The 19,635-nt window shown below is 69.0% G+C and carries 22 protein-coding genes; 17 read left to right on the top strand and 5 right to left on the bottom strand.

Going from position 1 to position 19,635, the window contains the following annotated elements:
- Both ACTHJF_RS01995 and ACTHJF_RS02000 read left to right on the top strand, forming a co-directional pair.
- The coding region (locus tag ACTHJF_RS01995) for a 3'-5' exonuclease (protein ID WP_440265595.1) at nt 1-2,169 on the top strand (2,169 nt) is incomplete at its 5' end.
- A 62-nt stretch (nt 2,170-2,231) separates the two neighbouring features.
- Entirely contained in the window at nt 2,232-2,570 is a 339-nt protein-coding gene (locus ACTHJF_RS02000) for a hypothetical protein (protein ID WP_431635505.1), read from the top strand.
- Nucleotides 2,571-2,588: 18 nt separating this feature from the next.
- Here the strand turns inward: ACTHJF_RS02000 and ACTHJF_RS02005 are convergent, their stop codons facing one another.
- From ACTHJF_RS02005 to ACTHJF_RS02015, 3 genes are all read right to left on the bottom strand, one after another.
- Entirely contained in the window at nt 2,589-3,842 is a 1,254-nt protein-coding gene (locus tag ACTHJF_RS02005) for a heme biosynthesis HemY N-terminal domain-containing protein (protein ID WP_440265596.1), read from the bottom strand.
- Entirely contained in the window at nt 3,839-4,939 is a 1,101-nt protein-coding gene (locus ACTHJF_RS02010; RefSeq protein ID WP_440265597.1) for a uroporphyrinogen-III C-methyltransferase, read from the bottom strand. Before ACTHJF_RS02010 ends, ACTHJF_RS02005 begins: the two co-directional genes overlap by 4 nt.
- A gap of 311 nt (nt 4,940-5,250) precedes the next feature.
- A complete protein-coding gene (locus tag ACTHJF_RS02015) occupies nt 5,251-6,024 on the bottom strand; it encodes a uroporphyrinogen-III synthase (RefSeq protein ID WP_440265598.1) in 774 nt (257 codons plus the stop codon).
- A 149-nt stretch (nt 6,025-6,173) separates the two neighbouring features.
- Here ACTHJF_RS02015 and ACTHJF_RS02020 point away from each other — a divergent pair, with 149 nt between their 5' ends.
- The 5 genes from ACTHJF_RS02020 to ACTHJF_RS02040 all read left to right on the top strand — a co-directional run bounded on the left by ACTHJF_RS02020 (nt 6,174) and on the right by ACTHJF_RS02040 (nt 9,338).
- Complete coding sequence (locus tag ACTHJF_RS02020; protein ID WP_440265599.1) at nt 6,174-6,683, top strand: YiiD C-terminal domain-containing protein; 510 nt, start codon at nt 6,174-6,176, stop codon at nt 6,681-6,683.
- 72 nt (nt 6,684-6,755) lie between these two features.
- Nucleotides 6,756-7,172, top strand: coding sequence for a hypothetical protein (locus ACTHJF_RS02025; protein ID WP_440265600.1), 417 nt, complete (start codon nt 6,756-6,758; stop codon nt 7,170-7,172).
- A gap of 79 nt (nt 7,173-7,251) precedes the next feature.
- A complete protein-coding gene (locus tag ACTHJF_RS02030; protein WP_440265601.1) occupies nt 7,252-7,692 on the top strand; it encodes a rhodanese-like domain-containing protein in 441 nt (146 codons plus the stop codon).
- Nucleotides 7,693-8,368: 676 nt separating this feature from the next.
- Nucleotides 8,369-8,797 carry an NTF2 fold immunity protein gene (locus ACTHJF_RS02035; RefSeq protein WP_440265602.1) on the top strand — a complete coding sequence of 143 codons (429 nt, stop codon included), beginning with the start codon at nt 8,369-8,371 and terminating at the stop codon, nt 8,795-8,797.
- Nucleotides 8,798-8,873: 76 nt separating this feature from the next.
- The gene (locus ACTHJF_RS02040) at nt 8,874-9,338 is read left to right on the top strand and encodes a DUF6386 family protein (protein WP_440265603.1); all 465 of its coding nucleotides are present in this window, start codon (nt 8,874-8,876) and stop codon (nt 9,336-9,338) included.
- Between the two features lie 42 nt (nt 9,339-9,380).
- On the opposite strand, the gene ACTHJF_RS02045 is transcribed toward ACTHJF_RS02040, so the two are convergent.
- Entirely contained in the window at nt 9,381-10,433 is a 1,053-nt protein-coding gene (locus tag ACTHJF_RS02045; protein WP_440265604.1) for a 2Fe-2S iron-sulfur cluster-binding protein, read from the bottom strand.
- 63 nt (nt 10,434-10,496) lie between these two features.
- On the opposite strand from ACTHJF_RS02045, the gene ACTHJF_RS02050 reads away from it, so the two are divergent.
- The 4 genes from ACTHJF_RS02050 to ACTHJF_RS02065 all read left to right on the top strand — a co-directional run bounded on the left by ACTHJF_RS02050 (nt 10,497) and on the right by ACTHJF_RS02065 (nt 12,858).
- Complete coding sequence (locus ACTHJF_RS02050; protein ID WP_440265605.1) at nt 10,497-10,940, top strand: hotdog fold thioesterase; 444 nt, start codon at nt 10,497-10,499, stop codon at nt 10,938-10,940.
- A gap of 52 nt (nt 10,941-10,992) precedes the next feature.
- Entirely contained in the window at nt 10,993-11,940 is a 948-nt protein-coding gene (locus ACTHJF_RS02055) for a serine/threonine protein kinase (RefSeq protein ID WP_440265606.1), read from the top strand.
- 127 nt (nt 11,941-12,067) lie between these two features.
- Entirely contained in the window at nt 12,068-12,505 is a 438-nt protein-coding gene (locus ACTHJF_RS02060) for a hypothetical protein (protein WP_440265607.1), read from the top strand.
- A gap of 17 nt (nt 12,506-12,522) precedes the next feature.
- Nucleotides 12,523-12,858 (top strand): VOC family protein, encoded by a 336-nt coding sequence (locus ACTHJF_RS02065; protein WP_440265608.1) that lies wholly within the window; start codon nt 12,523-12,525, stop codon nt 12,856-12,858.
- A gap of 9 nt (nt 12,859-12,867) precedes the next feature.
- Here the strand turns inward: ACTHJF_RS02065 and ACTHJF_RS02070 are convergent, their stop codons facing one another.
- Nucleotides 12,868-13,671 carry a TlpA family protein disulfide reductase gene (locus tag ACTHJF_RS02070; RefSeq protein WP_440265609.1) on the bottom strand — a complete coding sequence of 268 codons (804 nt, stop codon included), beginning with the start codon at nt 13,669-13,671 and terminating at the stop codon, nt 12,868-12,870.
- A gap of 89 nt (nt 13,672-13,760) precedes the next feature.
- Between ACTHJF_RS02070 and ACTHJF_RS02075 the strand changes: the two genes are divergently transcribed.
- The 6 genes from ACTHJF_RS02075 to ACTHJF_RS02100 all read left to right on the top strand — a co-directional run.
- Nucleotides 13,761-14,933: a class I SAM-dependent rRNA methyltransferase gene (locus ACTHJF_RS02075; protein WP_440265610.1), complete on the top strand. Its 1,173-nt coding sequence runs from the start codon at nt 13,761-13,763 to the stop codon at nt 14,931-14,933.
- Between the two features lie 57 nt (nt 14,934-14,990).
- Entirely contained in the window at nt 14,991-16,094 is a 1,104-nt protein-coding gene (locus tag ACTHJF_RS02080; RefSeq protein WP_440265611.1) for a DNA topoisomerase IB, read from the top strand.
- Nucleotides 16,095-16,139: 45 nt separating this feature from the next.
- Nucleotides 16,140-17,600 carry a DNA recombination protein RmuC gene (gene rmuC / locus ACTHJF_RS02085; RefSeq protein WP_440265612.1) on the top strand — a complete coding sequence of 487 codons (1,461 nt, stop codon included), beginning with the start codon at nt 16,140-16,142 and terminating at the stop codon, nt 17,598-17,600.
- A 185-nt stretch (nt 17,601-17,785) separates the two neighbouring features.
- Nucleotides 17,786-18,385: a GTP cyclohydrolase I FolE gene (gene folE, locus ACTHJF_RS02090; RefSeq protein ID WP_440265613.1), complete on the top strand. Its 600-nt coding sequence runs from the start codon at nt 17,786-17,788 to the stop codon at nt 18,383-18,385.
- On the top strand, nt 18,382-18,723 hold the full coding sequence (locus ACTHJF_RS02095; RefSeq protein WP_440265614.1) for an EF-hand domain-containing protein: 342 nt from the start codon (nt 18,382-18,384) through the stop codon (nt 18,721-18,723). The genes folE and ACTHJF_RS02095 overlap by 4 nt, the downstream gene beginning before the upstream one ends.
- Before the next feature lie 85 nt (nt 18,724-18,808).
- Nucleotides 18,809-19,635: MFS transporter (locus ACTHJF_RS02100; protein ID WP_440265615.1), on the top strand; the 827-nt coding region annotated here is incomplete at its 3' end.

The raw sequence follows: 19,635 nt of genomic DNA on the forward strand, positions 1-19,635 counted from the left end.
GTACTGACCCACCGCATCGGCTGGCTGACCCAGGTCGAGCGGGTGCCGCCGTGGGCGATCCTGGCGGTCACCTTCACCAACAAGGCCGCCGGCGAGATGCGCGCGCGGCTCGGCGCGCTGATTCCGCAGAGCACGCAGGGCCTCACCGTGGGCACCTTCCACGGCATCGCCCACCGCCTGCTGCGCCGGCACTGGGCCGAGGCCGGGTTGCCGGAAGGCTTCCAGATTCTCGACTCGGACGATCAGCAGCGACTGGTCAAGCGCGTGGTGGCCGGGCTGGGCCTGGACGACGCGAAGTTTCCGCCGCGCCAGGCCGCCTGGCAGATCAACAGCTGGAAGGACGAGGGCAAGCGGCCGCAGAACATCGAACACTACGACCACCCGGTCACCCGCACCTTCGTGCAGATCTACCAGGCCTACGAGGACGCTTGCCGCCGCGCCGGCCTGGTCGACTTCGCCGAGCTGCTGCTGCGCGCGCACGAGTTGTGGCTGAACAACCCGGCCGTGCTCGAGCACTACCAGCACCGCTGGCGCTACCTGCTGATCGACGAGTTCCAGGACACCAACACGCTGCAGTACGCGTGGATCCGCGTGCTCGCCGGCGCCACCGGCCAGGTATTCGTGGTGGGCGACGACGACCAGGCGATCTACGGCTGGCGCGGCGCGAAAGTGGAGAACATGCAGCAGTTCCTGAAGGACTTCCCCGGCGCGCGCACCATCAAGCTGGAGCAGAACTACCGCTCCACCGCCACCATCCTCAAGGCGGCCAATGCGGTGATCGCCCGCAACGGCGGCCGCCTGGGCAAGCAACTGTGGACCGACGGCGACGCCGGCGAGCGCATCGCGCTGTACGCCGCATACAACGAACAGGACGAAGCGCGCTTCGTCATCGAGCGCATCCGCGAATACATCGACGAGCACGGCAGCGCGAAGGACTGCGCCATCCTGTATCGCTCCAACGCGCAATCGCGCAACTTCGAAGAGCAGCTCACCCAGCGCAACATCCCGTACCGCGTGTACGGCGGCCTGCGCTTCTTCGAGCGCGCGGAAATCAAGGACGCGCTGGCCTATCTGCGCCTCACCGCCAACCGGCACGACGACGCGGCCTTCGAGCGCGCGGTGAACACGCCGCCGCGCGGCATCGGCGACCGCACGCTGGACGTGCTGCGCCGACGCGCGCGCAGCGAGAACACCTCGATGTGGGAAGCCGCCCTGCACGAACTGTCCGGCACCAGCGAGCTGGCCGGGCGCGCGAAGAATGCGGTGAAGGCGTTCCTGGCCTTGATCGACCAGATGGCGCGCGACTTCAGCCCCGCCGGGGGAGAGGGTCGGGGAGAGGGGGCAGGCTCTTTCGACGATCAAGAGCCTCCCTCCCCTCTCCCCCAGGCAGGCTCAGGGGAGAGTAATGACAAGGGCCTCACCCTCGCCGAGCAGATGGACCACGCCATCAGCCACACCGGCCTGCGCGACTTCTACGAGAAGGACAGCCGCGGCAACGCCGAGTCGCGCACCGAGAACCTGGACGAGCTGGTCAACGTGGCCAGCCGCTTCGAGCTCACCCCCGACGACATCGACGCGGGCCTCAGCGAGCTGGCCGCCTTCCTCTCGCACGCCGCGCTGGAGGCGGGCGAAGGCCAGGGCGAAGCGTGGGACGATTGCGTGCAGCTGATGACGCTGCACTCGGCCAAGGGGCTGGAGTTTCCGGTGGTGTTCCTGGTCGGCCTGGAGGAAGGCCTGTTTCCCAGCCAGCGCTCGGTGGAAGACGAAGGCCGGCTGGAGGAAGAGCGCCGCCTCGCCTACGTGGGCATCACCCGCGCGCGCGAACGGCTGTTCATCACCCACGCCGAGTCGCGCCGCATGCACGGCACCGAGATGCTGGCGCGGCCCTCGCGCTTTCTCGGCGAGATGCCGGCCGAACTGATCGACGAGGTGCGCCCGCGCGTGCAGGTGAGCCGGCCGCTGTATGGCGGCTATCGCGGCGCCGCGTCGGCGTCGCTGGAGGAGGCGCTGCCGGTGAAGCTCGGCCAGCGCGTGAGCCATCCCACCTTCGGCGAGGGCGTGGTGCTCAGCGCCGAAGGCGCCGGTGCGCACGCGCGGCTGCAGGTGAACTTCGAGAACGCCGGCAGCAAGTGGCTGGTAGCCGCTTACGCCAACCTGACGCCGCTGTGAAGTAGTCCGGCGAGAGCCGTTGTCCAACGCCCGGTTTTCACAACGTCGGGCGTCGGCAAGCCATGACCGAATCCAAGCCGTCCAGCCGCCTGCTGGACCACGACCTGTGCGTGCACATCTTCACCGCCTCGGCCGGCATGGTCGGCGTGTGCCTGACCGTCATCGGCATCATCCGCGTGGTGATCTCGCTGCGAAAGGCCGACCTGTTTGTGGACGACCTGCTGGCCGGCGACGCGATCCTCTACCTGATCGCCTGCCTGCTCTCCTACTGGGCGCTGCGCACGCGCAACCTCAAGCGCAATCACCGGGTGGAACGGGTGGCCGACGTGATCTTCCTGGTCGCACTCACGCTCACTGCGATCAGCGCGGGCATGATCGCCTGGGCGATCTCGGTGCGCTGAAGCGCGCTTGCGCGAACGTCACTCACGCAGGCGCGGCACGCCGTGTTCGTCGCGATCCTCGATCGCGATCGGCCGCGTGTCGATCACGCCGGACGTCGCCGTGGGCACGCTCTGGATCACGTCGCCGCGGGTCAGCGCCAGCGCGTTGCGGAAGCAGCGCTGCGCCATCACGGCGTCGCCCTGGCCGGTCCACATGTCGGCCAGCGCCTCCCACGCGCCGGCACTGGGCGTGAGCGCAATCGAGCGCTCCAGGTGCTTGCGCGCCTTGCCCCACAGCTTGAGCTTCACGCACAGGCGACCCAGCGCGAGCAGCAGGCCGGCATCGTTGGGATGGGCGTCCAGCCAGCCTTCGGCGCGGCGCAGGCGGGCCTCCAGATCCTCGTTGCCCAGCGCGCCCCAGGCCTGCACCAGCGACGACGACCACTCGCGGCGCAGCGCCGATTCCAGCTCGTCCATCGCCGGCAGGATCATGCCGAGCTCCGCCGCGCGACGCGCGTAGGCTTCCACCACCACCGGCGCGCGGCGCTGGTTCTTCGGCAGCTGCGACCACAGTGTGTTGAGCGCGGCGGCATCGGCGGCGGAGTGCACGCTGGCCACCAGCACCTGGTTCTCCAGCGCCTGGTAGTTGCGGCTGCCCAAGGCGGCGCCCTTCTGCAGCGGCGCCAGCGCGGCACGCGCGCGGCGGGTGTCGCCGGCGGCCAGCGCGGCGAGCGCCAGCTCGCGCCAGCCGCCCGGAGGCAGGCTGCCGTTGTCCGCTTCCGGGGCCAGCAACGCCACCGCTTCGGCCGGCTTGCCGTCGCGGCGCAGCAGCGCGGCGCGCAGCACCCGTGCGGCCTGCGGCACCGACTGCGCGGCCTGGTTGAGCGATTCCAGGGCGCGCGTGGATTCCCCGCGCCGCGCCGCCGCTTCGGCCGCGGCCAGCAGGGCCGGGCCCTGCAGCGCGTCCAGCCGGGAGGCGCGCGACAGGTCGCGCTCCGCATCGCCATTACGCCCCTCGGCTAGCGCCACCAGGCCATCGGCAAGACGGCGGCGGCTGAGCCGGCGATGGCGGCGGGTCAGCGCACCGAACGGCCAGCGCACCAGCTGCCACAGCGCGCCGATCACACCCCAGGCCAGCAGCAGGATCACCACCGCGGCGAGCACCGTGGTCTGCACGCGCCAGCCGCGCAGGCGCACCAGCACGTAGCCCGGGTCCTCGGCGATCCAGTGCCAGCCGAACGCGGCCAGCGCCGCGATCAGCACCAGCAGGAGAATCCAGCGCCACAGCTTCACGGCTTCGCTCCCGCCGGCGCCGCGGCCGGCTTGAGCGCGTGCACGGCGCGCAGGTTGCGCAGTTCACCAAGCGCGGCACCAAGCGCCACCGGCTTGGACGGCTGCGCCGTCTTCGCCAGCTCGGCCAACGTGTCCTGGGCCTGCTTCACCGCCGCCGCGTTGCCGTCGAACTGGGCGGCGAGGCCGGCCTGGGCACGCTGCAGTGCGCCGAGGTAGCCCGCCTCGTCATGTGCCAGCAGCGCCGATTCGGCATGCGCCAGATCCAGCGCCACCAGCTCGCGGGTGAGTCGCGCGTCGGCGACCGCCATCGGCGCACCGTTGTCGCGTTCGATGCTGACTACACCGGCCAGCGCGTGGCCGATGCGCGCCCACACGCCATCGGCACTCGCCTCGGCAGGCGCATCCAGCGGCTTCAACGGCAGATCGCCGAGCTCGCCGCGCAGTTGCTGCAGCCGCTGCAGCGCGGCGTCGGCATGCACGCTGGCGCGCTGCTCCAGCGCTTCGCGCTCGGCGGCCACGCTCTGGCGCAGGCCGGAGAATGCGCCGTCATCCACCGACGACAGCGCCTGATCGGCCAGGGCATAGGCCTTGGCCGCGCCGTCGGCGTCGTGGAACAGGTCGTAACGTTCCTTGCCCATACGCAGCAGGGATTCGGTCTCGTCCAGCAGCATCGCGTCGTGGCCCGAAAGGCTCTTCTCCGACAGCTTGGCCACCGCGTCCTCCAGGTTGCGCAGGCGCTCGTTCTGGCCGAGCAGCTCCTCGCGCATGCCGCGGTTGACGTCGTCGGCATCGCGCAGGCGCTCGCGCAGGGTGCGGCGCTCGGCGTCCATCGACTGCAGCGTGCTTTCCAGCGTCGCGGTGCGGGTGCTCAGGCCATCCAGTGTTTGGCTCGCGGCCGCGTTCGCGCGGGCCTGCTGCCACTGCTGCCAGCCCACGTAACCGACGCCGCCCGCGGCGATCAGCGAGAGCAGCACTGCCAGCGCCAACGCGCCGCCGTGGGATCGCGGTTCGGGCGCGCGCGGCGAGACCGTACGGGCCGGGGACGGAACGCTCGCCGCGGGCGCGGCGGACTCGTGGGAAGTGGCGTCGTTGTTCATGCGCGCATGCTAGCAGCCTGTCGGACTCGAGTTGGCCGGGCTGCGGAGCCCGTCCCTCAGGTCCGTGTGAAGCCGTTTCATGGCCTGTGGGGCCGTCATCGGCCGGCGAATATTCGAACGGGGGCCGGTCATGCAGTCGGCGGTTGCCTCGGCCATTCAAGTACGACAGCGGGGAACCATGCGCGCCCGTTGGCAGGTAGAAGACCCGGGGCGACCGCCGGCGACCAACGCGATGACCCTCCGCAATTCATCTGCAAAAGAGCAGGCACCGCACCGCCGTCCGTACAAACGACCGCCCGATGGCGCCAACCTCAGCTGGCAGCGAAATCCGCCCCGGCCGCCGCCACCAGATCAGCCGGCAGCGCCGACCGTGCCAGCACCAGCCGCGTCCAGCCCGCTTCGCGCGCAATCGCCCGCAGCCGCGGGCTGCTGACCACGGCGGTGATCCCGCGCAGCGCCGCCCACGCGTCCGGCGGCAACTGCTGGCGCAGGTGGCCGATCGCCTCGGCACTGGACAGCAGCACACACGCATCCGGTGGCAGCGCGTGCAGCAGAGGCTCCACATGCCGCCGGTCCAGCCGCGGCGGCACCCGCTTGTAGACATGCACCTCGCGCAGCTCGGCGCCGCGCGCCACCAACGCCTCACGCAGCAGGCCGCGTCCGCCTTCGCCGCCGATCAGCGCCACCGAGGTGCCGCGCAGCGATTGCAGCGCAGGCAGCGCGAGCACGCCCTCACTGTCCTGCCGCGACGGCGCCAGCGGCGCACGCACGCCGGCGCGCGACAACGCGCGCGCCGTGCCCTGGCCCACACCGATGGCGGGGCAATCCGCCGGCAGCGGCTGCAGCGCGTGGGCGACTCGCACCGCGGCGGGACTCGTGAAGATCACCCGCTCCGCGCGAAGCGCCGCGGCCAGGGCCGCGCGGGTGGCCGCATCGTCGATCGTGCGCAGCGCCATGCCCGGCACGTGCAGTGGTTGACCGCCAGCCGCGCGCACGCGCCGCATCATCGCGGCGGCGGCACCCACCGGGCGGGTGATCACCACCACGCGGCCATGCAGGTTGTGCGGCGCTTCGGGCTGGGTCATGCGTGCGTCCCGTGGGCGGTGGGCAACGTAGAGAGACGAGTCAGGTATCGCCGTCGTGCGTCGCAGTCTAGCCGCGATGGGCCGTACACTGATCCGCCCTGCCGCGCCCCCACGTACGGCAGTGATCCATCCCCGCCACGAGTCACGCCATGTCTGCCGCCCCTTCCCCCGCCCCGCATCCCGCCGACGACGCGGCCGAACTCGCCCTGGCCGAAGCGCTGGTGCAGTTCATCCGCGACGAGATCCCGCTCGCCCGCGCGATGGAGCTCTCGCTGCAGGCCTGGTCGCATGAGCACCTGAGCCTGGCGGTGCCGCTGGCGCCCAACGTCAACGACAAAGGCTGCGCGTTCGGCGGCAGCCTGGTGAGCCTGATGACGCTGGCCGGCTGGGCGCTGGTGGAACTGGCGCTGCGCCGCCGCGGCGAGGATTGCGACGTGTTCGTGGGCGAGTCCACGGTGCGCTACCTCGCGCCGGTGTGGGACGACTTCCGCGCCGATGCGCAGCTGGCGCCGGAGGCGGACTGGACCGCCTTCTTCGACACACTGGCCGCCCGCGGCCGCGCCCGCATCGAGGTGACCTGCGAGGTGCCGGGCACGCCCGGCAAGCCGGCGGCCACGCTGTCGGCACGCTTCGTCGCCAAGCGCCGCGCGCAGCCCTGAGCGATGCCGCGGGCTTGCCCGCCCGGCGTCATGCGGCACAATGCCCGGGCCTTTCTCCGGGAGACTCGCTCCATGCGCCGCATCGCCACCCTGTGCGCCCTCGCCGGCCTCGTGCTGCTCGCCGGCTGCGCCACCGACCAGCGCAACACCACGCTCACCGCTACCCTCAACGCCTACGGCAGCGTCGTGCGCTGGGGCGATTTCGCCAACGCCGAGCAATTCGTCGACCCCAAGGTGCGCGAAGCGCATCCGCTCACGCCCATCGAGCTGTCGCGCTTCAAGCAGTACCGCGTCAGCGATTACGACGACGGCCAGGGCCCGGTGCCCACCGGCGAAAACGAGGCGCAGCAGGTGGTGCGCATCGGCATCGTCAACCTCAACACGCAGGCCGAGCGCACCCTGGTCGACAAGCAGACCTGGCGCTACGACCCCGAGGCCAAGCACTGGTGGCTCACCAGCGGCCTGCCCGATCTCACCACCGCGCGCTGAGCGCCATTTCCTGCAGCCCGTATAATCGCGGGTTTTCCGCCCCACTCCCGCGGCCTGCGGCTGCCCCAGCGAAGCACCCATGAACGATTTCCTGCACAAGCTGCCCACCTTCGTGGGCAACCATCTCGCGCTCTCGGCGCTGTTCGTGATCCTGCTGGTGGCGGTGATCGTCACCCAGCTGATGACCCTGCTACGCAAGTACAAGGAGCTCACGCCGGCCAGCCTCACCTTGCTGATGAACCGTGAGAACCCGCTGCTGGTGGATATCTCCCCGCGCGACAGCTACGAGAAGGGCCACATCCCGGGCGCCAAGCACGTGCTGATGAGCCAGTTCGACCCGGAGAGCAAGGACCTGGCCAAGGCCAAGGACCTGCCGGTCGTCGTCATCTGCCGCGCCGGCCAGACCGCCCAGGGCGCGGCCCAGCGCCTGGTGAAAGCCGGCTTCCAGAAGGTCTACTTCCTCGGCGGCGGCATGGGCGCGTGGACCCAGGCGCAGTTGCCGGTGGCGAAGGGGAAGTAAGGCCCAAAGCCTCGCTAAACGTTGAAACACCCGACCTGGCGCGATGCCGGTCGGAACAGGAAACCCGCCTAGGCTAAGGGCCGAGGCGGGTTTTCTTTTTGCGCGCGGTCGCCTCGCACCGACCTACGGTTTATTACCCAAGACCCGGGAGATATCGGATATCGACCGCGAAAAGTGAGATGTGCTCGCCGAGAACCAACGGGAGCTCGCTGTAGTCCACGTCGGAGATGATTGAATGCCGAGGAAAATTTCCGGCTTGACGGTACATGATGGTGCGACGGACCATCGGAGCATATGCCCCGAAATGGGGGCTACTAAGCGTTAGCCATCAGGGGGCATCATGAATAGACATGGGGCAACACTTACGGTTGCGTTGTTACTTGCCACATTCACTGCGCCCGCACTCGCAGACTGCGAAGACGGACACTGGATCAAGAGTGTGTCCTCCGACGGAGAAATTGTCGTCCTTGAGGACGGCTCTGTTTGGCAGGTCGACAGCACAGATGCAATCGATTCTGCGCTCTGGTTGCCAACGACTAACATCGTTGCGTGCGATGACAAGCTCATCAATACCGACGATGGTGAAACAGTCGAAGCGGTCCGAATTCACTGAAATGGCTAACAACTCTTTCGAGGCGGACGCCTTCGCCACCGCTCAACTCCAGCGTTAGCCCTCATGAAAGACCTTTTCAGCCGGCCCGTGGACACACCCCAACTTGTAGTGGAATCGTTTCTTCACGCAATGCACGACTGGGAAGTCGAATGTGCTCGGCTTTCGAGGCACTTCCGTGATACGCCTAATCCCGAATGTTTTTGGCCAGAGGTCCGCCAGTCGCTTGCAGCAATTCATGAGTGCTTTCTAACCCCTCGCAAACGCACCTACGCGGCTATGCCGTCATTTCAGCAACCACCCTCGTACGATCCTTCTTCCGAGCTTGTACGATCAGTTGAAACCAATGATCGGCAAGCTACTGTGGAAACGCACAGGATCGCTGCGCTTTCTGGCGGCCGTTACTTGTACTCTCTCAAAAGACTCGGCGGACGCTGGCTTATTGACAGCATTAAGTATTGGTCAGACAACACTTGGAAACGCAATATCCCGTAGCGGTGGCTAACCAATCGTTCGTGGCGGACGGCTTGCCGCTGCTCAACTCCAGCGTCAGGCTGCAGAGCCGTAGACCATGCCTACCTCGTTCCGCTTCACTACCGATACGTCGACACTCTGCATTTTTGACCTAGCTTCGCTTCGTCATCGCATCGATGAAGAAGCGGACTGGTGGGTGTACCCGCCAAGAGTGCAAGTCGATGAAATCAACTCCGCTTCCGCTGCGTTCGTCGACCTTGGCTCCGACGGCACCTTCGCAGGCACGCTAGCGGAAGAGCAGCTTGCCGATCCGGCGCTTAGCTTTGTGCTGTCCTGCCCCAGCGGAAAGTTCTTCTTGGGGGCCGCTGAGGAGACGTCTTCGGAGGGCATGGAACCCGACTGTACGCGCGGTGGCTTGCTTTTATCGCTGCAGCCTGGCCTGTATCGAGTCAGCCTCTCACGGCCAAATCTCACCATTCTGCAGATTGGACTTTCCCGGGGAGAGGGGCGCCCACGTAATGCCTTTGTCGCCCCTTTGCGGCTGGCTGACCTAACAGGTTGACTCGGCGAGGTAGCGTTTGGGCTTCGCAGCCTTCCATTCGTCCTACCCCTGCGCCCGAATCCCCGCCCTTCCCGCCAGTATCTGCGCCAGCACATCGGGCGCGTATTCGAACGAGTCGTAGTAGAGCCGATCTTCGGGCAGGCCGGCGTCGACGAAGCGGTGGCGGGCGGCGTCGATCATGGCGGGTGGGCCGCTCATGTAGAGGTCGTGGGCGCTGAGGTCCGGATGGTCGGCGAGCACGGCGTCGTGCACCAGGCCCACGCGGGCATGCGCATCGTCGGCCTCGGACAGCACGGGTATGAACAGGAGATCGTGCGCGGCGCGCTGCCACTGCTCGGCGAGGCCGCGCAGGTACAGATCGCCCATCTGCCGGGCGCCCCAGTAGACGCGGATGGCGCGGCGGGTGCCGAGGGCGAGGAAGTGCTCCACCACCGCCTTGACCGGGGCGAAGCCGGTGCCGCCGGCCATGAAGATCATCGGCCGCTCGGAATCCTCGCGCGGCACGAAGGTGCCCAGCGGCCCTTCGATACGCAGCGTGTCGCCCACCTGCGCCCGTTCGCTCACCCATGAGGTGAAGCCGCCGCCGGCGACGTGGCGCACGTGCAGCTCCAGGCTGCCGTCGGGCGCGGGCATGTTGGCGATGGAGAACGGGCGGCGCTTGCCGTCGTCCAGCAGCACGTCGAGGTATTGCCCGGCCAGATGGCGCAGCGGGCGCTCGCCGAGTGCCGGTTGCAGCCGCAGGCCGATCACTTCCGGCGCCAGCCGGCGTTTGTCGACGATGCGCACGGTGAGCGCGCGGCGGGCGATGTCCTCCACCGAGGTGACTTCGCGCGCGGCGATGGTGAGATCGCTGGCGGGCACAGCCTGGCACAGCAGCACCGCGTGGTGCGCGCGTTCGCCGGCGTCCAGCGCCAGCGGCGGATGGCGCGGGTAGTCCACCTGGCCCTCGAGCAGGATCGCCTTGCAGCTGCCGCACACGCCAGAGCGGCACGAGTACGGCAGCGCGATGCCGGCGCGCTGCGCGGCTTCGAGCACGGTCTCGCCCGGCTGCGCCGCGAAGCGGTGGCCGGTTGCCTGGAGGGTGATGGTGAACACGATGCGATTGTCGCCGCGACAGGTGTGGACCGACAATGCGGGTTCGCCTTACGAGTATCAAGCATGAGCATCTGGAAGCAGGACATCAGCCTGGACACCATCAATGGCTGGTCGAAGAACACGCTGATGGAGGCGCTGGGCATCCGCGTCACCGAGCGCGGCGAGGATTTCCTGCGCGGCACGATGCCGGTGGATGCGCGCACCCACCAGCCCTACGGCCTGCTGCACGGCGGCGCCTCGGTGGCGCTGGCCGAGACGCTGGGCTCGACCGCGGCCATGCTCACGCTGGACCCGGCACAGGAACTCACCGTGGGCCTGGACATCAACGCCAACCACGTGCGCGGCGTGCGCAGTGGCCTCGTGACCGGCACCGCACGGCCACTGCATATCGGCCGCACGACGCAGGTGTGGGAGATCCGCATCGAGAGCGAGGAAGGCTCGCTAGTGTGCATCTCGCGGCTGACCATGGCGGTGGTGCCGGCGCGGGTGCTTGGGGCGAAGGGGTGACGACAGCCCGAGCGACGGCCGTGCTCGACCGCGCTCCCATGGGAGACGGACGGTGAGCGCCGAAGCGCCCTACGCCGACCTCACGCCCGACCGGGTGCTCGACGCGGTCGAGGCGTGCGGCCTGTGGCCGGACGGCCGCCTGCTGGCGCTGAACAGCTACGAGAACCGCGTGTGGCAGGTGGGCATCGAGGATGCCGCGCCGGTGATCGCCAAGTTCTACCGGCCGGGCCGCTGGAGCGACGAGGCGATCCGCGAGGAGCACGCCTTTGCGCAGGAGCTGATGGACGCGGAGATTCCCGTGGTGGCGCCGCTGCGCTTCGACGGGCACAGCCTGCTGCAGCACGGCAGCTATCGCTACGCCCTGTCGCCGCGCCACGGCGGCCGCGCGCCCTCGCTGGAATCGCGCGACCAGCTGGAATGGCTGGGCCGGCTGATCGCACGCATCCACACCGTGGGCGCACGCGCGCCGTTCGCCCACCGCGGCCGGCTGGACCGCGACACGATGGTGCGCACGAGCGTGCAGGCTGTGCTCGACTCCCCCTTGCTGCCGCCGTCATTGGCGCACGGCTACCGCGCCGCCAGCGCGCGGCTGGACGAGGCCATCTCGCAGCGACTGGACGCGGTGGGCCCGATGCGCACGCTGCGCCTGCACGGCGACTGCCATCCCGGCAACGTGCTGTGGACCGATGCTGGCCCGCACTTCGTGGACTTGGACGACGCCCGCACCGGCCCGGCCGTGCAAGACCTGTGGATGCTGGCCAACGACGAGGCCGCCATGCGCGCCCTGCTGGACGGCTACACCACCCTGCGCGAGTTCGACGACGGCGAGCTGGCGCTGGTGCCGGTGCTGCGCGCCATGCGCCAGCTGCACCACGCCGGCTGGATCGCCCAGCGCTGGCACGATCCGGCCTTCCCATTGGCGTTCCCGTTTGCCGCCGAGCCGCGCTGGTGGGAGCAGCACATCGCCGACCTGCACGAACAGGCCGACGATCTGGAATGATGCGCTGCCCTTGTAGGAGCGACCTCGGTCGCGATGCTGTTGGCTTTTGTTGTCTGGATCGGAGCAAGAGCATCGCGACCGAGGTCGCTCCTACAGAAACCGTTTCCCTTTGCCCTGGAGCCACTGCATGCGTTCGTTTCTCTTCCGCCTGATCGGCATCCTCGAAATCGTCGGCGGCTTTCTCGGCGTGGTGGCGAGCGTGCGCCGGCTGCTGCCGCTGGGTTCCACCTACGAAACGCTGATGGCGCTGATCGGCCTGGTGCTGTTCGGCTTCATCCTGATCGCTGGCGTGCTGCTGATGGAAGGCAGCGAGCGCGGGGTGGCGTTTTCGCGCGTGGCGCAGCTGCTGCAACTGCCGCTGCTGGCCACGCCGGTGCTGAGCTACGCGCTGCACAGCGGCGCCTTCATCAACGTGTTCGCCACGCTGCAGGCCTCGCCGCGGCTGGGCATCGACTGGCATCTGGGCACGCACGGTTTCGTGCTGGCGGTGGCCGGGCCGGCGGTGTCGCGCATTGGCATCAACCTGCTGGCGTTGCTGTCGTGGCTGGTGCTGCGGCTGCGCTGATCCCGAGGAGAGACACCATGGCCCGCCCCAACTACATCGAACTGCCCGCCGCCGATATCGCGGCGTCGAAGGCCTTCTACACGAAAGCCTTCGGCTGGACGCTCGCCGATTTCGGCCCCAGCTACGCAGCCACCACCACCGGCGATGTGGACGTCGGCCTGCAGGGCGACCTGGCCGAAGCGCCGGCCGCGCCGCTTCCGGTGATCGAAGTGGAGGATCTGGAGGCGGCATTGGCCGCCGTCACCGGCGCGGGCGGTGTGGTGGTGCGGCCAATCTTCGCGTTCCCCGGCGGGCGCCGGTTCCAGTTTCGCGACCCGCACGGCAACGAGCTGGCGGTGATGCAAGCGAACTGAACGCGCCGGTCAGCGCCCGACGGAATGGTGGCGAGAGGCTGACGCCTCCGCACCGGCCACCCAGCTCGACAACGCCGCCACCGTCAGGGGGTGGCCCGGGTCTATATCCGACGATAGCGCCATGCGCAGTACGCGGCCGTCCGGTCCGACCACCGCCATGGCTGGGTAGGCGCTCACGCCGACAGACTCGATCAACGGCGTGGCATCCGGCAGTACCGGCCAGCCGAAGTGGTGTTTGGCGACGTAATCGCGGGTGGTTCTGGCATCGTCGAAGGTGACGGCGAGCACCGATACTTTTGGACGCCCGCGCGCATAGGCGGTCAGGACGGGCGTCTCCTGAATGCACGGCGCGCACTGCGAAAAGTAGAAGTTGATCAGCGTGATGTGGCCGCGCAATGACGCCGCATCGACCATTCGCCCCTGCAAATCGGTCAGCCGGAACGCCGGCCATGCCTGACCAGGCTTGAGCATCGCCCTGCGCGCATGCGCGCTGGACGCCGCGGCCTTAGCTAACAGGGCAGCCTGGCTCCCGGGGCGATTGAGTCGCAGCTCGGCCGTATGTTTGGCCGGATCGTGATCGACGCTGAAGGTGCCTTGATGGTCGAACACCGCGGTGATGAACGCAGAGCGCGTAATCGCCTTGCCCTCGGCATCTCGATAGGTGATGGCGTAGCTGCCGTCGATACCTTCCAAGGTCAGCAGCTTGTCGAACCCCACGGACGCCTTGGCTTGATCCGGCGCGGCCTCGATTGCGCTTGCGCCGAGCGCAAGCCCCGCCGCTAACAGACAGTATCGAACAAATCCCCATGTCATCAGCGCGCTCCTTGGCCTTGGATGTTCCGTCAGTGAAGCAGAAAGCGCTGCCACCCGACAACGCCGATGGCGCCAGCTATCATTCTGCGATGAATACGCCCGCCGAACTCCCCGTCATCCGCCTCAAGTCCGATCGCTCCCCGGGTCACCCGTGGGTGTGGTCGGCGCAGGTCTACAAGCCCGAGGGCCGGCTGCCGCCGGGCAGCGTGGTGGAGGTGCACGACGCGCGCGGGCGCTTTGTGGGCCGCGGCTTCTGGAACGGCCATGCGCGCATCGCGCTACGGCTGCTGTCCACCGATGCCGCCGAGACCATCGACGCCGAGTGGATCGCCGCGAAGATCGCCCGCGCCGTGCAGCTGCGCCGCGAGCTGCTGCAGCTGGACGCGGTGAGCGACGCCTGGCGCGTGGTGCATAGCGAGGGGGATGGCCTCTCCGGACTCATCGTCGACCGCTACGCCGACATCCTGGTGGTGGAGTATTTCGCCGCCGGCATGTGGAAGTTTCGCGAGGCGATCCACGCGGCGCTGCAGACGCATTTTCCCGGCGCGCGCATGGTGTGGTTCGCCGAGAGCCACGTGCAGAAGCAGGAGTCGTTCGACTGCCGCAGCGGCGAGATGCCCGCGCCGGTGGAAGTGCACGAGCACAGCCTGCGCTTCCACGCCGCGCCGGGGCTGGGCCACAAGACCGGTTTCTTCGCTGACCAGCGCGACAACCGCCAGCGCTTCGCCCAGCTGGCCAAGGGCCGCCGCGTGCTCGACCTGTGCTGCAACGCCGGCGGCTTCGCCGTGCACGCGATGGCGGCCGGCGCGCGCGAGGCGGTGGGCGTGGACATGGACGCCGGCATCCTGGAGATCGCCCGCGCCAACGCCGCCGCCAACGGCGTGGAGGTGGCGTTCGAGCAGGCCGACATCTTCGACTGGGTGCGCGCCGCAGTGGCGCGCGGCGAGCGCTACGACGCGGTGATCCTCGACCCGGCCAAGCTCACCCGCGACCGCTCCAAGGTGATGGACGCGCTGAAGAAATACTTCGCGATGAACCGCATGGCGCTGGACGTGATTCAGCCCGGCGGCCTGCTGCTCACCTGCTCGTGCACCGGCCTGGTGAGCGAGGCGGACTTCCTGGAGATGCTGCGCCGGGTGGCGCTCAACGCCGGGCGCGAGATCCAGGTGCTGGACGTGCGTGGCGCCGGCGCCGATCACCCGTTCCGCACCGACGTGCCGGAAGGGCGTTACCTCAAGGCGGTGTTCTGCCGGGTGGAGTGAAGTCGTCGCGTGCGTTGCCTGCACGCGCGCTTGATCGGCGCTGGCCACACTCGGCGCATGCCGCGCCCCCTGCCGAAGACTGCCGCCGTCGATCCCACCGTGTTGCGCGAGGCGCGTGCCGTGGGGCTGGTCTATGTGAGCGACGAGCAACCCGGCATCGCGCGGCGACGCCGCGGCAAGGGCTTCAGCTACCACGATGCCGATGGCGCGCCGGTACGTGACGGCGCCACGCTGGCGCGCATCCGCACGCTGGCGATTCCGCCGGCCTATGCCGACGTGTGGATCTGCGCCAACCCGCACGGCCACCTGCAAGCCACCGGGCGCGACGCGCGGCAGCGTAAGCAGTACCGCTACCACCCGGAGTGGCGGGCGCTGCGCGACAACAACAAGTTCACCCGCCTGCTCGCCTTCGGCGACGCGCTGCCGCGCATCCGCCGCCACGTGCGCGCCGATCTCGCCCGCCCCGGCCTGCCGCGCGAGAAGGTGCTGGCGCTGGTGGTGCGCCTGCTGGACGAGACGCTGATCCGCATCGGCAACGACTGCTACACGCGCGACAACCGCAGTTTCGGGCTGACCACCCTGCGCTCGCGCCACGTGCGCGCCGAACGCGGCCGACTGCGCTTCGCCTTTCGCGGCAAGAGCGGCCAGGACCAGGAAGTGGTGCTGGACAACCGCCGCCTCGCCGGCATCCTGCGCCGCGTGCAGCAGCTGCCCGGCCAGCGGCTGTTCCAGTACCTGGACGACGACGGCACGCGCCAGCCGATCGATTCGGGCCTGGTCAACGACTACCTGCGCGAGGCCAGCGGCGGCGAGTTCACCGCCAAGGATTTCCGCACCTGGGGCGGCACCGTGCAGGCGATCGGGGTGATGGCGCGTACGCCCCTGCCGGAGCGTGGCGGCGAGCGCGCGCTGCGCCAGGCGATGACCGCAGGCGTGAAGGAAGTGGCGGCGACCCTGGGCAATACGCCGGCCGTGTGCCGCGCTTCCTACATCCATCCGGCCGTGTTCGAAGGCTGGCGTGACGGCAGCCTGCAGCGCGCGGTGCCGGCGTCGTGCGCCAGCCACCCGCGCCAGCTGGAACAGCGCGCCTTGCGCTATCTGCGCCGACGGCTGCGCAATACCGCGGCCGCGGAAGGCCGTGCCAGCGGTCGCAAGCGCTGATACGCCAGCGCGTAAACTGGCGGCCCAGCTTTACAGGATCGCCCCATGCCCAACCTCGAAACTCTCGCCATCGTGCTCGTGCTCGCGACGCTGGTCGTCATCGCGCTGCAGGTGGCGCTGCTGCTGCGCGGGCGCGGCGATGCCGGGCTGACGACGCGGCTGGACGCGCTCAAGGACGACGGCGAGCGGCTGCAGCGCACGCTGCGCGAGGAGCAGCGGGCCGGGCGCGAGGAGCTGCAGCAGGGCTTCGACCGCTTCCGGGCGCACGTGGCCGAGCAGTTGGGCGGCGCGTCGACCCAGCAGGGCGAACGCATCGACGGCTTCGGCGCGCGACTGGCCCAGCTCACCGAACGCACCGATACCGGCCTGCAGAAACTGGCCGAGCGCCTGGCCGGCGACGCCCACCGCAATCGCGAGGAGCTCACCCTGGCGCTGACCCGCTTCGGCGAACAGCAGCAGGTGCGCCTGGCCGCGCTCACCGCGGACAACGAGAAGCGCATGGGTGACGTGCGCGCCACCCTGGAAGCCCAGCTCAAGGCGTTGCAGCAGGACAACGCCGAGCAGCTGGAAAAGATGCGCGCCACCGTCGACGAGAAGCTGCAGAGCACGCTGGAAACGCGCCTGGGCCAGTCGTTCAAGCTGGTCTCCGAGCGGCTCGAAGCGGTGCAGCGCGGGCTGGGCGAGATGCAGAACCTGGCCACCGGCGTGGGCGACCTCAAGCGCGTACTCACCAACGTGAAGAAGCGCGGCATCTTCGGCGAGGTGCAGCTGGGCGCGCTGCTGGAAGACATGCTCACCGCCGAGCAGTACGCCGCGAACGTGATTACCGTACCGGGCAGCAACGAGCGCGTGGAGTTCGCCATCCGCATGCCGGGCCAGGACGAGGGCGACCAGGTCTACCTGCCGATCGACGCGAAGTTTCCGGTGGAGGACTACCAGCGCCTGCTCGACGCGCAGGAGATCGCCGACGTCGATGCCGCCAACGCCGCCGGCCGCGCGCTGGAAACCCGCGTGCGCGAGGAGGCCAAGCGCATCCGCACCAAGTACGTGGCGCCGCCGCACACCACCGATTTCGCCGTGCTCTATCTGCCCACCGAGGGCCTGTACGCCGAGGTGATCCGCCGCCCCGGCCTGTTCGAGCAGCTGCAACGCGAGCATCGCGTCACCGTGGCCGGCCCGACCACGCTCAGCGCGCTGCTCAACAGCCTGCAGATGGGCTTCCGCACGCTGGCGATTGCCAAGCGCTCCAGCGAGGTGTGGAAGATCCTGGGCGCGGTGAAGACCGAGTTCGGCAAGTTTGGCGACGTGCTGGACAAGGTGAAGAAGAAGCTCGACGAGGCCGGCCGGCACATCGACGCCACCGGCGTGCGCACCCGCGCCATCGAGCGACGGCTGCGCGAGGTGGAATCGCTGCCGGGCGAGGCCGCCACGCCACTGCTGGGCGAGATCGGCAACGGCGGCCCGGCCACCGCGGACCTGGACGACGAGGAGCCGAGCGACGCCTGAGCCGCCCGTCGGCCGGCCGCCTGCGACATCCTGGCGCGGGTGCCGGCGGCATCCGTCGCGCGCCATGCGCCGTAAAGCGCATCGATGCTCGCGGCACCCGCCGATCCGCATCGTCCGCCGCCGTCGGCGGCCGCTATCGCGCCGCCCCGGTAAACTCACCCTCTTGCTTTGTTCCAGGACCACCCATGAGCGACCAGCCACAGCACCACGACGTTACCCGCGAGCAGGCCGAGGAGGCCGTACGCACCCTGTTGCGCTGGGCCGGCGAGGATCCGGCGCGCGAAGGGCTGCTCGACACGCCGCGGCGGGTGGTGAAGGCCTACGGCGACTGGTTCTCGGGCTACGCCGATGACCCGGCCGAGTACCTCAAGCGCACCTTCAAGGAAGTGGAGGGCTACGACGAGATGGTGGTGCTGCGCGACATCGAGTTCGAGAGCCACTGCGAGCACCACATGGCGCCGATCATCGGCCGCGCCCACGTGGGTTACATGCCGACCAATCGCGTGGTCGGCATCAGCAAGCTGGCTCGCGTGGTGGAGGGCTATGCACGCCGCTTCCAGGTGCAGGAAAAGCTCACCGCGCAGATCGCCCAGTGCATCAACGAGACGCTCAAGCCGCGCGGCGTGGCGGTGGTGATCGAAGCCAGCCACGAATGCATGACCACCCGCGGCGTGCACAAGCGCGGCGTGTCGATGGTGACCAGCCAGATGCTCGGGTCGTTCCGCGACGATCCGCGCACGCGGGGCGAGTTCCTGCAGTTCATCGGCGTGCCGCGCAGCCGTTGAGCCAGCATCCGACCCTCTGGCTGCTGGCCTGCGCCTGCGCCATGGCAGCGGCGCAGGCACACGCGCAATCCACGCCGGCGGCCTACCTGCAGTTGTTCGATCACGATGGCGACGGCCGGGTGAGCGAGCAGGAGTATGTCGACCGACTCAGCGCCGGCTTCCTCGCCATGGACAGCAACCACGACGGCACGCTGGAGCCGTCCGAGCTGCCCGGTCACCGCGGCCGGGCGGTAACCCTGGTGAAGCATCAGGCCAACCTGCGGCGGCAGTTCCGCAAGCTCGACCGCAACCATGACGGCGTGCTCGACGCACGCGAGCTGGCCCAGCCGCCGCAATAGGCGACGCCGCGCCGAGATGGCACTGCGAGTGCCGCACCGCTTCGGTTATCGTGCGCGCTTCGCGCCCGTCGATCCCCAGAACGCCTTGACTCCCCACCAAGCTCCCCGCCGCGCCGCGCTGGCCTTCATCTTCGTCACCGTGCTGCTGGACATGCTGGCGTTCGGCATCGTCATCCCGGTGCTCCCACACCAGATCGCACAATTGGCCGGCGGCGGCATCGCGAAAGCCGCATGGTGGGTGGGCGTGTTCTCCACCGTGTTCGCGGTGGTGCAGTTCGCATTCTCCCCCGTGCAGGGCGCCCTCTCCGACCGCTACGGGCGGCGGCCGGTGATCCTGATTTCCAACCTCGGGCTGGCGATCGACTTCGTGGTGCTCGCGCTGGCGCCCACGCTGTGGCTGCTGTTCGTCAGCCGCACGCTGCTGGGCATGACCGCGGCGAGCTTCACCACCGCCAATGCGTACATCGCCGACATCACGCCCAAGGAAAAGCGCGCGGCGGCCTACGGCGTGCTGGGCGGCGCCTTCGGGCTGGGCTTCATCGTCGGGCCGGGACTGGGCGGTTTCCTCGGCGACATCTCGCTGCGGCTGCCGTTCTGGGTCGCCGGCGCGCTGGCGCTGTGCAATTTCCTGTACGGCTTCTTCATCCTGCCCGAGTCGCTGCCGAAGGAGCGGCGCACGCCGCGCTTCGAACTGCACAGCGCGCATCCGCTCGGCTCGCTCAAGCTGCTCAAGCGCTACCCGCAGGTGCTCGGGCTGGGCATCGTGATGTTCCTGGTGTACCTGGCGCACTACGTGCTGCAGACCACCTTCGTGCTGTACGCGGACTACCGCTACGGCTGGGGTCCGCAGGCGGTCGGCTTCGTGCTGATGCTGGTGGGCGCCTGCGACGGTTCGGTGCAGGCCTTTCTCAC

Origin of the sequence: Dyella sp. (assembly GCF_051962475.1) — a bacterium.
Taxonomy (GTDB): Bacteria; Pseudomonadota; Gammaproteobacteria; order Xanthomonadales; family Rhodanobacteraceae; genus Dyella_A.